The sequence below is a fragment of the Pediococcus cellicola genome, from assembly GCF_001438655.1.
Classification (GTDB): domain Bacteria; phylum Bacillota; class Bacilli; order Lactobacillales; family Lactobacillaceae; genus Pediococcus; species Pediococcus cellicola.
Genome location: NZ_JQBR01000013.1, coordinates 17158 through 31069, shown reverse-complemented (window position 1 = coordinate 31069; position 13912 = coordinate 17158). Strand labels below are relative to the sequence as shown.

Here is a 13912-nt window from a genome sequence, read left to right as displayed (position 1 = left end):
GGAAAATTATAATGACATTAGAATTTTTTGACGAGGCTCGTAAACTTACAGATGAGTTGGAGAGAGATGAAGCACAGCACATTCATGATGCGGCCGTAATAGTTGCACAAGCAATTGAAAATGGAGGGATCACACAAGCATTTGGATGTGGGCACTCTTATGCCGCTGCACTTGAAGTAAGTGGTCGTGCAGGAGGGTTGATTCCATCAAAGATTATTGAAGATCCTGCTGGTGGATTTTATGAACAATATGAAGGAGTAGGAAAGCATTTAATGCATCAAGTAGATTTGCAAAAGCAAGATGTTTTATTTTTAATTTCTAACTCAGGCAGAAATCCAATGATTCTTGAAATTGCGGATATTGCAAAAAAAATGGGTGTTAAAATTATTGTTGTGACGGCTTTGCAATCTTCAAAACTGTCTAGCTCACGGTCTTCGTTAGGGACATTGCTATATCAGTATGGTGATGTTGTTTTAGATAATCATTCGGTTTATGGAGATGCAGCGTTAGATATTGACGGGTTAGATACGAAAGTTTGTGGAACCTCATCTTTTGCTGCTGTGTTAATGTTGCAACAAGTAATTTATGAAGCAATTGACATCATGGTTAAAGATGGACATACGCCTCCAGTATACAAGAGTGCAAATATTGATGGGGGTCCTGAATTTAATGAAGCCATTGAAGACAAGTTTGCCGCAAGAATTTTTCATCAATGATTGATATCAGCGGAAAAATTTAAGAACAAAAAATCTGTAAAAGATTAAATTATTAAATGACTAAAAAATATTGAGAGTGAGTTAGTTTTTATCAATTTTTTAAAATTAAAAATATAGCCAAAATGATGCAAAGGTTAATAAATAAAACCTTTGCATCATTTTTTTGCCGTTTTTAAACTGTTGCAAGAATTTCGTTAATTTGAATTTGGTTTTTTATATTTTGAAAATTTTGTCTATGGATATAACCAGTTTTGGTTTCCATAGCGTTTGCAGTACCTGCTGCCATTGCTGATTTCATAATTTCAATAAAATTACTGTGTCGATCTAATGCATTAAGAATACCACCAACAGTTGCATCACCTGAGCCTTCAGTGTTAACAGCATGTATTTTAGGAATTTTAACGGTATAGAATTGTGAGTAATGTTTAACAAAACCACCATTTTCACCCAAAGAGACAAAAATATTGGGAATCTTTTTTAGGTCACTATTATTAATATTTTTCATTAGAGTTAGTGGATCTGTTGTTACTGGTTTATCGAGTATTTCAGCCAATTCGTGTTCATTAGGTTTTATAAAATCTGGGAATTGAGAGGAAGAGACGACATCCTTCAATGAATTTCCAGAGGTGTCTAAAATAATTTTGATTTTGGAATCAATTGCATGAATGAATTTAATCAAATCTACATAACTATCAGTGGGCATGCCAGTGGCTAGACTCCCGTTAATTGAAATAGAAGAAACATCGGTAGTATTTAATAATGCATGCAAACGAGATCTTAGCACATACATATTTTTAGGAGTAATTAAAAATCCAGTTTCATTTATCTCCGTTTTATTTCCATTTTTTTCAATGATGGTATAACAGTTTCTAGTCTCTCCGTTAACTTGAATAAAATCCGGAACGAATTGTTCTCGTCTAGCAGAATGTAATACAAATTCTCCGTTTTCGCCACCTAAGAACCCACTTGCATAAGTTAGAGTGCCTAAAATTGATGCAACACGTGCTGCATTAATGCCCTTCCCACCAACCATTTTTTTGATTGTTTCTACTCTATTAAGCTTACCTGGTTGAAATTTATTAACTGAGTATAAACGATCTACTGATGGATTTACAGTGATTGTAATAATCATACAACCTCACCTCGTACTATCATTTAATGAATAATTTTAGTATATTTTGAATATTTATCTAATAGTTGTTTGTCTATATTAGAGTCAGTTACAAGATAATCAAATTCAGATAGCTTCCTAAAAGTGAAAGTGTCAGATTTGTCAAGTTTTGTATGGTCAGCCACAATGACTGTTTTGTTTGCATGTTGAAATGCAGTGTTTTGTATACCACCTTCTTGACTGTTATTTGTTGTGACTTGATCATTGATAATACCATTCGTACTTGCAAGCGCGATATCAATATTTATGCCATCAAAAACACGTTCAGCGATAGGACCAAGAAACTCACTTGTGTTTTTATAAAGTTCTCCACCACTTAAAATAACATGACAGTTAACTTTATTTAATTCGGAAAAGGCGGGAAGGCTGTTTGTAATGAAGGTTAAGTCTTTGTCTTTAAGAGCCAAAACTGCGTAAAGTAAAGTGGTTCCTGCACCTAAGAAGATAGTCGAATTGTCGGGAATTAACTCTACTAATTTTTTTGCAATGTCTTTTTTTTCAAGAACATTTTTATTCATTTTTTCATCAGTTGTGTATTCTGAAACAGAATTAGTGACACTTTGTGCGCCACCATACACTTTAATAATTTGTTTCTGATTATTAAGATCATTTAAATCACGTCTAATTGTCATTGGTGAAACATTTAACTGAATGGCAATATCTGATGTCGGAATGTAACCTGTTGAGTCAACCAGGGATTTAATGCGCTTTAGTCTTTCACTTCTTGAAGCCATTATTCTAACCTTCTTTCATTATGCAATCATATCATCATTGATACTTATACATATTATTATATTCCAAAAAGCAAAATATCTTAACCCACACAAACTATAACATTAAAATTAAAATGTTCAAGTACAAACAAATAAAAATCATAGTCGAACATAAAATGATCGAAAAGATTACAAAAGTGGTTGACAACGCTTACAAAAGGAACTATCATTCTTTTTGTAAAGTATTAAAGAAAATACAGAAAGGAAAGTGACAAGTAATGATTAATCAAATGTTTGATATAGACTTGATAAATTTGAATGTCGATGTTGAGGATGAACAACAATTGTTTGACTTTATCGGTAGCGATGCCATCGAAAAGAATTTTGCTAAGTTAGGTTATATTTCGGGGCTCGAAAAACGGGAACTGTCTTATCCGACCGGATTACAATTTCCGGATATTCCAATAGCTTTACCACACGTTGATAGTAAGTATATTGGCAAACCATTTATTTACATTGCTAGAACGAAAAAAGTGCTTAAGGTAAGGCAAATGGGTGATGGTCGGGAAATGAGCACAAATAATTTTCTTTTTCTTGGAATTAAGAATGCTTCTAAGCAACCAGAGTTATTGGCACATATGATGAATGCTTTTCAGAACAAAGAATTTGTTCAAACTTTTTTAAAAATAGATTCAAACGAACAGATGCTTAATTTAATGAATACTACTTTTGAAAAATTAGAAAATGTAAAAAATTAAAAGGAGGAACAAATAATGAAAACAATTTTAGTATGTTGTGGATCAGGGGTTGCTACAAGTCCTCAGGTTGCAAATAAAATTAATGAGTATTTAGCAGATCAAGGTTTAGATGAGGTGGCTAAGGCAACGCCTAAACCTGTGGAAACAGCAAAATCTACAGTAGAAAATGATCCCAGTGTTGTAATTTATGTGGGCATTGCTCCTGCAGATGCCGAATTACAAGAAACACTAGATGCAAATCATGTAGTTGGGATGGTTGGACTGCCATGGTTGACCGGAATGGGGGAAGATGCTGCAGATGAAAAAGTAAAGACAGTTTTGGCCGGATAGAGATTAGTACAAAAATATATAGTTGGGAGTGAATAGAATGGACTGGAATAGTGTTGTGCAAGCAATTTTGGGCGTGGGTGCACAGGTGTTGATTCCAATTTTGATTATTATTTTGGGATTGATTTTTGGAATGAAGCCTTCAAAAGCTGTTTTATCAGGTTTGTACCTTGGTACAGGTTTTATCGGAATGACAATGGCTATCAATCAATTAACAGCCGCCGTGAGTCCAGCAGCCAAAGCGTTAGCTAAATACACAGGAATCAATTTGCCGGCCGTAGATTTTGGTTGGACAGGTGCAGCTGCAATTACTTGGGCATGGCCATTAGCTTTTACATTTTTCGTAATTGAAATTGTGATTAATGTAGTTATGCTATTGATGAAATGGACTAACACCATGAATGCTGATATGTGGAATGTCTGGGGCATCGCTTTAACCGGTTATATGGTTTATCAAATGTCAGGTAGCTTGATTTGGGCATATGTAGCCGGTGGTATTCAAGTGGTTATTAGCTTGAAACTTGGTGATATGTGGGCTCCGGAAATCAAAGATATGTTAGGTTATGAAGGAGTTACAGTTCCTCATATAGAGGCATTTACTGCTGTAATCATGTCACCGGTTAATAAAATAATGGATTTCATTCCAGTTTTTAACCGAAAATGGGATGCAGCTTCTTTAAAAAGAAAGATTGGGGTTCTAAGTGAGCCGGTAACGATGGGCGCCATTATTGGCCTGGTACTAGCCTTGGCCGGTCATTATAGTATTGGTGATGCTTTGAATTTAGCTGTTACAACAGGCGCAATCATGGCAATCTTTCCTGTTATGGCAAAGTTCTTTATGGATGCCTTAACACCCTTTGGGACACAGATGAGCAATTTTATGAAAAAACATGTAAAAGGCCGAGATTTTGTAATTGGTCTTGATTGGCCAATTCTTGGTCAGAGTACGGAACTATGGGTAACAATGGTTGTTTTAATTCCTGTAGCCATTTTATTTGCAGCAATTTTACCAGGAAACACGATTTTACCTTTAGCTGGAGTAATTAATTACTGTATTGGCGTTGGTGGTCTTTTACTGACGGGTGGTAATTTATTAAGAATGCTGGTTCTTGGTGTTATTTATCAGCCGCTGTTTCTTTATGGTGCCACCTACTTTGCCAATATTTTTACAAAATTGGCAAAAGAAACAGGTGCAATTACCGTTCCAAAAGGTTCAAGTGTTTCATGGAGTTCTATTGAAGCTCCGGAATTAAGGTTCTTAATGGGCTTATCTGGTCGCGGTAACGTTTGGGCGATTGTTGGACTTGTAGTGCTGCTAGCATTGTTTGTCTGGTTATATAGGCAGTTTATGAAAAATCCGATTCCAGCGAACAAATATAGTAAGTTAATTAAAAAAGAGGCTAAATAGGTTTCTAGAAAGAAGATATGGAATATGAAACTTTTTCTTGAAAGTAGATCATTTTGGACGGGATTGAGTTTTCTGACGTTTTTGATTTTTGCAGTGGCAATTGTATTTCATATTTATTGGATAAATATATTCGTTATTATTTTAGGATTAGCTATAAATAAATATGCTTCGCCTATTCTATTTCCAGAACAGACAAAGCATAAGAAGATGCAAGCTCAACGACTTGAAGAATTTCGGGCAAGGAAAGACTACAAAATTCGTTGAGTAAAATAAGAAAGGAAGTAATTTTATGAATTACGCAGCAGGTCGTATCCCATTTGAATTTGAACGTGAGGATTTAGCAAAGGTTGTTCGAGAAACAATGGAACGCAGAGATACTAATATTGTTGGTGGCAATATTAGTATCAAAGTTAAAGATGAGAAAGGTAATCCCTTTTATGTGATGACACCAACAATGATGTCAGAAGCTTACCTAGGTCATTTATCACCAGAACAAATTTTAGTTATCGAACCTCATACGCGAAAAATTGTTTCTGGAGTTGGTAAACTAACTCGTGAAATCAATATGCATGAGGCTGTCTACGATGCAAATCCAGAAATTAAATGTGTTTTTCACTCACATGCAGATCAATCGATGTTTTGGGCAACAAGCGGTCTGAACATGCCAAACGTCACAGAAGCTACTCAAAAGCTGAAAGGAATTCGGACTCTTGAATGGCATCCAATGTGTACAGAAGAGCTAGCACAATATGTTGCAGGTGAAATCACAAAATTAGGCGATAAAGCCTTGCGCAACGGCTTCCTTCTTAACTCACATGGTACACTATTCACCAGTGGTGGTGCAAACATGGATCCCTTAACAGCGTTGCATAAATCATTGGCAGATGTTGATATTACTGAATGGAACGCAAAAGTAGCATATCGACAAACTGTATTGCAGCAAAACGGGCAATTAGATGGATATTATTCTGAAGGAGTTAAAATTGGAACCTGGCAAGATGTACTCAACGGAGAAGCTCTTTATAATGAGAAGACATTGCAGGCAGTAAATGGCGATTAGTTTAAACATTAATTAAGGTTAGTTGATACGGGCAGGAAACTACCTGTATTTTTTGTTATCTAAATAAAAAATCACACTTTCTAAAGTAGAAAGGTGATTTTACCAACCGGCTAGCAGTTTATAAATAAATTGTCATCGGAATCATTGTTAGACCTTATTAATATAAGTATTTGGATGAATTAAATAAAAGCAATTTAATTTTGATGGTTGAGACTAACCAATTTACTACGCAGTTTCTTATCCTCAGCAAAAATATAAAGACCATGTATACCGCGTTTCATCAGTACGTTAATAGAATTTAGAATAATTTGTTTTTTTGCTAGCTCACGATTTGAAAGATCATGTCGACCGCGAAAGGCATCAGTATCTTTGTATTTATTTGGGAGTATTTTCAATTCGTTTTTGTGTTCATCAAATGAAATAGATGGACCAAGAATGACACCTACATAATTTAGATCGGCCCCTTGTATTGTGTAAATAGATCCAGCTTCATTAATTGTTTCATCCCGTTCAGCCCAAGAGTTATCATTATTAGTTGTGTTCCATGGTAGTTCTAAAGTACCAGCCTGAACTTTATAGGTGGCTTCTTTTTCACCAATTTTACTTTTCTTAGGAATATGATATTCATAATCAAATGTTGATACTACTCTTGAGAGTTTACACTCGCGATTTCTTTTTTTGATTGCTTCGAACATATCATTGCCATTATTAAATATTCTGAAATCGTAACTTTTCCCTTGCTCATGGATTTTTGGAAATTCATCAATTTTACAATTTACAAAGTCGTTGATCCAGTGAAGGACACTTGGTCCAGCATTGATACGAAATTGTTCGGTTAAACAAAATTCTTTATGTTTATATTTTTGTTTAAATGGTTGTAAATCAGATTCATTCCAGTAACTTTTAAGTTTGAGGAATTGATGGGGATCAAAAAATAAGACAGTTACTTTACTTCTTTTAATGACCTCTTCTAATTGGTTTTGATAAATAAAATTATTGTACTTATCTTTAGAGGTCAACAATAAGTGTGCTTCATCAACTAAGGTAACATCCGCAATATCATGCTTTCCCTTATCTATTTCATTAATAAAAGTAGTTGGTTTAAGAATATGGTTTTTAGATAGGTTTTTTAGACGTTTGGCTAAATGATGATATTGTTTAAGCATTTCGTTGTGGTTTACTAACAAATAATTATTGGTTTGATAAAGGGCATTTTCTTTAACATTTTTATTATGTGAAATGTTTTGGATTTCATTGTAGATAGAGCTTAAAACGACGCTTTTTCCAACGCCGGCATCGCCTTTGACAATATAAATAGCCGGCTTTTGGTCTTGATTATAACTTTTCAACCAATTTTGAGAGACTTTGATGACTTCCTCTTTCAGTGTTAGTTGACTACTGGATAATGATTTAAATGGTGAAATTTTATAGACGTCACTGTTTTCAAGAAAGTCAATAGATTCATTAACTAAGTGCCGTTTTCTTAAGATAGCCCATAAATCTTTTAAAACGACGTCATCATAATACTCTTTTTGATAGTAATCATTTGTTGATAGAAGTTTGGTTTGTTTAGTATTTGAAAGCTTGAAGTTATCCGCTAAAAATAGATTGATTAATCTAGTTTCTAGGTTAACAGTGGCAGATTTGTTAAAAGTTTCTTCACCGATAACTAACATATGATGTAAATTATTAAATTTAGGTTCGTGTTTGTTATCTTGATCGTCAAGAAGATGTTGTTGAGTTCGTCTAACTATTGAGTTAGTTTCTCCAATGTAAGCATATTTGGCCTTTGATAGAGTATAAATAACATATAAAACCGGGAAATTGTTAATATAGTAATCTTTTGAACCGTCAAGATTGTATAACTGTTTTTCAAATGAATCATTATAATCGACTTCTGTAATGTGCAATTTTGTCATTATTTCACCAAACTATTTATCAAAATTCCATTTTCTGTGATTATTAACATTTAATTTATTCTGAATAATCTCATATGGATTAACTCCAAGCTTATCACACATATAGAATGCATAAATTAGAGTATCTGCTAGTTCATCTTCTAGATGCTTTTGATTCTCATCAGAGAGCTTATTATTCTCATCTTGCCACTGGAAAATTTCTAAGACTTCACTTGCTTCTAAATTTAAAGAAATTGCGAGATCTTTTAGATTATGATATTTTTGCCACCCGCGATCGTCACGAAACTTCAATATTTCTTGTCGAATTTGTTCATAATCCATACTGTGTCACCTCTAATAATTGATATCAACATAATTATAACGGATATTTCTATGGAGTACAGCATGTTTAAATAATCATTCGTATATTCTTATTTAAAAAAGAGTTGGTATGTACAGTTAATTAAAGAAATTAAAATTCATCAATTGACAGCGCTTTCTTAGTGTGTTATATTGAGCTGGTAAATTAAATAGTAAACGGCTTGTAACTAATTCGATTAGGCAATACCGCTAGTTTATTCTAGTGGTGTTGTCTTTTTTTGATTAGAAAAGTCAAAAGGAGGAAGTTTAGTATGAAAGTTTTTCCAGAAAAGTTTCTTTGGGGCGGTGCAATTGCAGCAAACCAGGCGGAAGGGGCCTGGAACGTCGATGGGAAGGGAGTTGCTATCACGGATGTGACTGCTAATGGCATAGCTAAAAATATTCATGATCAAAAAGTGGAGTCTGGAAAGTTCTATCCAAGTCATGAAGCGATAGATTTCTACCATCGATATAGTGAAGATCTTGAATATATGGCAGAACTTGGCTTGAGATGTTTTCGAACGTCTATTTCTTGGACGAGAATCTATCCAACTGGTGAAGAAGAAAAACCGAATGAAGCTGGACTAAAATTTTACGATGAACTTTTTAATAAAATGTTATCTTTAGGAATTCAACCAGTTATTACGATTTCACATTATGAAACACCATTGAACTTATATCATAAATACAATGGATGGGAAAGTAAAAAACTTATTCCGCTTTTTGAAAAATATTGTCGAACTATATTTGAACGTTTTGGAAATAAAGTTAAATATTGGATGACATTTAATGAAATGAATAATGTTCATACTATTCCTTATGCAGCTGCGGGAATGGATTTATCGGGAGATTATGCACATCAATTATTACAGGTTTATCAGGCAACCCATAACATGTATGTAGCAAATGCTTTAGCCAATAGACTTGCTAAAGAAATAATGCCTGATGCACATATGGGAATTATGCTTTCGTTAAGCCAAGCAGCTGTTTATCCAGCAAGTCCTAACCCTAAAGATGTGTGGGGAACACTTCAATTGCAAAGGAGAACATTTGTAAGTGCGGATGTTCAATTAAAAGGAGAATATCCGGGGTATGTAAAGCGCATTTGGCGAGACTACAAAATTCAACCAGATATTACAGATGATGAACTAAAATTAATCAAAAAATACACCTCGGAATATCTTGCATTTAGTTATTATCGTTCTAGTACTTTTGAAAATGGAATGAAGATTTATGGTGATACTGGTGGTGTTGTTGGTAAACCTAACCCGTATCTTAAAGATTCTGCTTGGGGTTGGCCAATAGATCCGCTTGGCTTGCGATGGATGTGCAATTTAGTTCAAGATCGGTATGGTTGTCCCATGTTTATCGTTGAAAATGGACTCGGTGCAGCTGATACAGTTGATTCAGACGGAAAAATACACGATCAAGAAAGGTCAGACTATCTTATTGAACATTTGAAGGCGCTTGGGGAAGCTATCAAAGACGGTTGTGATGTGATCGGATATACATGGTGGGGTCCTATAGACATTGTTTCTGCCGGAACAGGTGAAATGAAGAAACGTTATGGTTTTGTCTATGTAGACCGTGATAATAAAGGAAATGGTTCTCTGAAAAGAATAAAAAAAGATAGCTTTAATATTTATAAAAAAATTATTGCATCTAATGGTGAATCCTTGTTTGAAAGTTGATTGGTGTTTTTATGCGAATTACAAAAATTCTTAACAATAATGTTATTGAAGCGAAAGATGAAAGCTCAAATCAGGTGATTGTTATAGGACGTGGGATTGGTCACGATCGAAAACGAGGTGATAATATTTCGCAAAATGAAGTTGAAGAAATGTTTATTATGACTAATAAAAAGCTTTTTCCAACGGTTAAGAATTTATTAACAACAGTGTCTACTGACTTAATTGAAACAAGCAATAAAATTGTGAACTATGGTCAACAAAAGTTAGGTCATAAAATCAATCAAAATATTATTATTACTCTAACTGATCATTTAAATTATGCGGTTAGAAGAACACGAGACGGATTTAATACGCCGAATCCACTTAATCGAGATATAAAGAAATTTTATCCAGTTGAATATGAAATTGGAGAATATGCTCGCAAAGTAGTAAAAAAATATCAATTTACCGACTTATCGGAGGATGAAGCGGGTTTTGTGGCTATGCATTTTGTTGATGCTTCAATTGGTGGTAAAGAGCACCATAATGTGGCAAAAATCACGAAAATAGTTGAATTAACTTTAAGCGTCGTAGACAGGTATATAGTTAAACCTGAGTTGAATTCACTTTCATATAGTCGATTTATCAGACATATACAATATTTAGCAATCCGATTATTAGATAACGTAGAAACAGAAGTTGAAATTGATGGTGAGATTAAAGATTTAGTTTTTAAAAAATATCCACAAGAATTAAAAATTGCTCAAAGTATAAAAGTAATATTACACGAAAAATTTAATCTGACAATTGGTAATTCCGAATTAATGTACATCACAATGCATCTAGTAAGGTTACTTAAAGTAGGGAGTGACAGTAATGAAACATGAAAAAGAGATAAAAGACATTGTTGAAAATATTGGTGGTGCTGCAAACGTTAAAAGAGTAACTCACTGTATGACACGATTAAGATTCAATTTAATAGACAATGGTAAAGCTGATTTAAACAAAATCAGTGAAATTGATGGGGTTTTAAATACTCAAATTCAAAATGATCAACTGCAAGTTGTAATTGGACCAGCCGTTGCAGATTGGTATGATGAATTGTTAGAAGTAACGGGACTATCAGAGAGCTCAAATACGGCTTCAAATGAAGAGAATAAAAAAGGAGTCATCAGTCGGATACTTGATGTTTTATCCAATATTTTTCTTCCCGTTATTCCAGCAATTGCTGCTGCTGGGATGTTAAAGGCTATATTAGGACTATTATCTACTTTTGCCATAATTTCTGCCAAATCCGACACTTATATTGTTCTAAATTTAATGGCCGATACCACATTTTATTTTTTACCATTTCTGCTAGCTATCTCGGCTTCTAAATTATTCAAAACCAATACAATTTTAGCTGCAGTACTGGCTGGTGCATTATTATATCCAACACTAATTAATGAGGTTGGAAAGATTAGTTCTTATCATTTCTTGAGATTGCCTATTCCAGTCATCAGCTATAGTTCTTCAGTTATTCCTATTATTTTATCGGTTTGGTTAATGAGTTATATTTACAAATTTGTAAATAAGCATATGCCAGATATGTTAAAAGTTATTTTTGTGCCAACTGTGGTTTTGTTAATTACAATTCCAATTGAATTAATTGTTTTAGGGCCACTTGGAAATTATGTTGGTGAATTGCTTTCGGGATTTTTTATGAGTCTTTTCTCATTCTCAGGTCTAATTGCAGGATTTGTTATGGGAGCATTACGTCCGTTGATGGTTATAACTGGGATGCACCAAGCAATCACTCCAGTTGTTTTTCAAAATTTTGCTTCTAAGGGATACGATGTATTAATGCCAACAATGTTAATGTCCACATTTGCGCAAGCGGCTGGTGTTTTAACGATGATAATTAAGGTAAAATCTGTTAAGGAAAAATCCGTTATTTATTCATCCGGACTTTCTGCGTTTCTAGGAATTACCGAGCCTGCACTATATGGCGTAATAATTAAGTATAAACGCGTGCTATTATCTGTTTGTATTGGAGGAGGACTTGGTTCTGCTTACGTTTCAATGATGGGTTATCATTTAGGAAGTTTCACACCATCAAATGTATTAAGTCTGGCAGTTTATGCAATGTACCCTAAATTTATTCATATTGTTATTGGTGCTCTTATCTCTGTTGTTTCTACGGTAATATTAGTATTCGTTTTGCAACCCGTAAATCCGATAAAAGATAAAAAACCAATTATTAAAACTAATAGTATAAATAGCACAGACGAAAGTGATGAGGTTGAAGTTTATGCCCCCATTGAGGGGAAACTAACAAGTCTTCAAAATGTTCCAGATACAACATTTTCTTCAGGAGCGATGGGAGATGGATTTGCTATTATACCTGAAAAAGGTGTAGTGGAAGCACCTTTTGATGGTACTGTAGAAGTAATTGCTAATACAGGACATGCTGTTGGTCTTCGTAGTAATAATGGAGTTGAAATTTTGATTCATATTGGGATAGATACAGTTGAATTAAATGGTAAGTACTTCACTGTGCTAGTTACACAGGGAGAGAAAGTTACTCAAGGACAGGAACTTGTTAAATTTGATTTAGAAGCTATTAAGAAAAATTATAATGTAATTAGTCCAGTGATAGTTACAACTGGTAAGGTAGCAACCGATAAAAAACATGAGGGAATTGAAATAAAGCCATCTGATCTAATTACTGTTGCACACCCGTAAGTATATTTTTCAATTTTCTTAAACAAAAATATTCCTCAAATTAATCTTTGGGGAATATTTTTAATCTTAAATGATATTATTTTTACAGCATACCACGTTCCTTCAAATTTTCCTTATAATAATATTCCATATCCAACTCATCAAAACGAGCGTTATCTGGATTCATAGCTTCAAAAATTTAGTGCATAATTCGAATTAGAATTTCGCGGCAGCTTATATATTGCGTTTTTTTTGGTTTTGGTGACTTAGGTACGTGCGTCAATAAATAATTTGTTGGCTGATCAATCTGAATTTGACAATTGAACTGTTTACTCATGTATTTGGTAATATCAACTTAAAAATCATAATATATACGTACTGTGACCAATCTTTTTTGTAAATACTCAAAATTCACTCGAATATTCAAACGGAGTCCATCGTTGAATAATAAATAAAGTCTTTTTGGATCCGCCTGATTCAGATAAGCATCTTTAAGTGATAAAAAGCAATCCAATTTGCAGGGCACGACTGGCACTCCTCGCGGTTAACTGTGTGTTTTCAAGTACGTATGGCCAGCAATTTCTGACTTCTAGCTGATGACCCATTATCTGCATTAACATAAAATGAGCTTCTTTCGATCGAGCAAAGGTATTTATTAATTGCTTGGTCGTTTTTTATGGATCCTCGATGAGTATCAAAAACGATACTGCTACAATCGGTATTTTAATGTGATGTGTCATGAATATAAAGTATTGCTGGCTCGTAAATATCCTTTTTGTTGATAGTTTGGCCTGTGTCCGCAATGTGATCGAGATGACTCACACTTCTTCTTTCAACAACTTCCTGCAATTCGTTTAGTTTCTTCAAATGTCCAGCATCGACTCAAATACTTTCTGTATACAATTGATAACGGTCTATGAAGATAACAGATTTACGTTTTTGAAACTCTGATGGTTTATGAGTGAAGTATGAAGAGCGGTTGCATTTAATGAGCAATTCGAAAAGTAATTTAAAAAATTTATTTGACAAGCCTAAAGAAAACGGTTACAGTTATGAACGTAAAGAAAATATTTTCGTAGACATGTGACTGGTAATGCAGGCAGGATCTATTAAGCTAAGGTGACGACC

General features: G+C 34.0%; 12 protein-coding genes. 8 read left to right on the top strand and 4 right to left on the bottom strand.

Features of this window, described 5'->3' with window-relative positions; all coding sequences use genetic code 11:
• Nucleotides 1–11: 11 nt before the first annotated feature.
• Complete coding sequence (locus tag IV80_RS09310; RefSeq protein WP_057752711.1) at nucleotides 12–716, top strand: SIS domain-containing protein; 705 nt, start codon at nucleotides 12–14, stop codon at nucleotides 714–716.
• Nucleotides 717–888: 172 nt separating this feature from the next.
• Here IV80_RS09310 and IV80_RS09305 read toward each other — a convergent pair whose 3' ends face one another.
• Nucleotides 889–1848 (bottom strand): 1-phosphofructokinase family hexose kinase, encoded by a 960-nt coding sequence (locus tag IV80_RS09305; RefSeq protein ID WP_057752710.1) that lies wholly within the window; start codon nucleotides 1846–1848, stop codon nucleotides 889–891.
• Nucleotides 1849–1871: 23 nt separating this feature from the next.
• The gene (locus IV80_RS09300) at nucleotides 1872–2621 is read right to left on the bottom strand and encodes a DeoR/GlpR family DNA-binding transcription regulator (RefSeq protein WP_057752707.1); all 750 of its coding nucleotides are present in this window, start codon (nucleotides 2619–2621) and stop codon (nucleotides 1872–1874) included.
• Nucleotides 2622–2878: 257 nt separating this feature from the next.
• On the opposite strand from IV80_RS09300, the gene IV80_RS09295 reads away from it, so the two are divergent.
• The 4 genes from IV80_RS09295 (at nucleotide 2879) to IV80_RS09275 (ending at nucleotide 6153) form a co-directional block, all read left to right on the top strand.
• Complete coding sequence (locus tag IV80_RS09295; protein ID WP_057752705.1) at nucleotides 2879–3358, top strand: PTS sugar transporter subunit IIA; 480 nt, start codon at nucleotides 2879–2881, stop codon at nucleotides 3356–3358.
• A 15-nt stretch (nucleotides 3359–3373) separates the two neighbouring features.
• On the top strand, nucleotides 3374–3688 hold the full coding sequence (locus IV80_RS09290; RefSeq protein WP_057752703.1) for a PTS sugar transporter subunit IIB: 315 nt from the start codon (nucleotides 3374–3376) through the stop codon (nucleotides 3686–3688).
• A gap of 37 nt (nucleotides 3689–3725) precedes the next feature.
• Nucleotides 3726–5093, top strand: coding sequence for a PTS galactitol transporter subunit IIC (locus IV80_RS09285; protein WP_057752701.1), 1368 nt, complete (start codon nucleotides 3726–3728; stop codon nucleotides 5091–5093).
• Nucleotides 5094–5382: 289 nt separating this feature from the next.
• Nucleotides 5383–6153, top strand: coding sequence for a class II aldolase/adducin family protein (locus IV80_RS09275; RefSeq protein ID WP_057752698.1), 771 nt, complete (start codon nucleotides 5383–5385; stop codon nucleotides 6151–6153).
• Between the two features lie 194 nt (nucleotides 6154–6347).
• On the opposite strand, the gene IV80_RS09270 is transcribed toward IV80_RS09275, so the two are convergent.
• Together IV80_RS09270 and IV80_RS09265 are read right to left on the bottom strand one after the other, a co-directional pair.
• On the bottom strand, nucleotides 6348–8072 hold the full coding sequence (locus tag IV80_RS09270) for a DNA/RNA helicase domain-containing protein (protein ID WP_057752696.1): 1725 nt from the start codon (nucleotides 8070–8072) through the stop codon (nucleotides 6348–6350).
• Between the two features lie 12 nt (nucleotides 8073–8084).
• Nucleotides 8085–8393 (bottom strand): nucleotide pyrophosphohydrolase, encoded by a 309-nt coding sequence (locus IV80_RS09265; RefSeq protein ID WP_057752693.1) that lies wholly within the window; start codon nucleotides 8391–8393, stop codon nucleotides 8085–8087.
• Nucleotides 8394–8683: 290 nt separating this feature from the next.
• On the opposite strand from IV80_RS09265, the gene IV80_RS09260 reads away from it, so the two are divergent.
• From IV80_RS09260 to IV80_RS09250, 3 genes are read left to right on the top strand one after another with little or no spacing between them, the layout of a single operon-like run.
• Nucleotides 8684–10102, top strand: a complete 1419-nt coding sequence (locus tag IV80_RS09260; protein WP_057752691.1) for a glycoside hydrolase family 1 protein — start codon at nucleotides 8684–8686, stop codon at nucleotides 10100–10102.
• 11 nt (nucleotides 10103–10113) lie between these two features.
• A complete protein-coding gene (locus tag IV80_RS09255; protein WP_147186358.1) occupies nucleotides 10114–10968 on the top strand; it encodes a PRD domain-containing protein in 855 nt (284 codons plus the stop codon).
• A complete protein-coding gene (locus IV80_RS09250) occupies nucleotides 10958–12805 on the top strand; it encodes a beta-glucoside-specific PTS transporter subunit IIABC (RefSeq protein ID WP_057752685.1) in 1848 nt (615 codons plus the stop codon). Before IV80_RS09255 ends, IV80_RS09250 begins: the two co-directional genes overlap by 11 nt.
• Nucleotides 12806–13912 lie beyond the last annotated feature (1107 nt).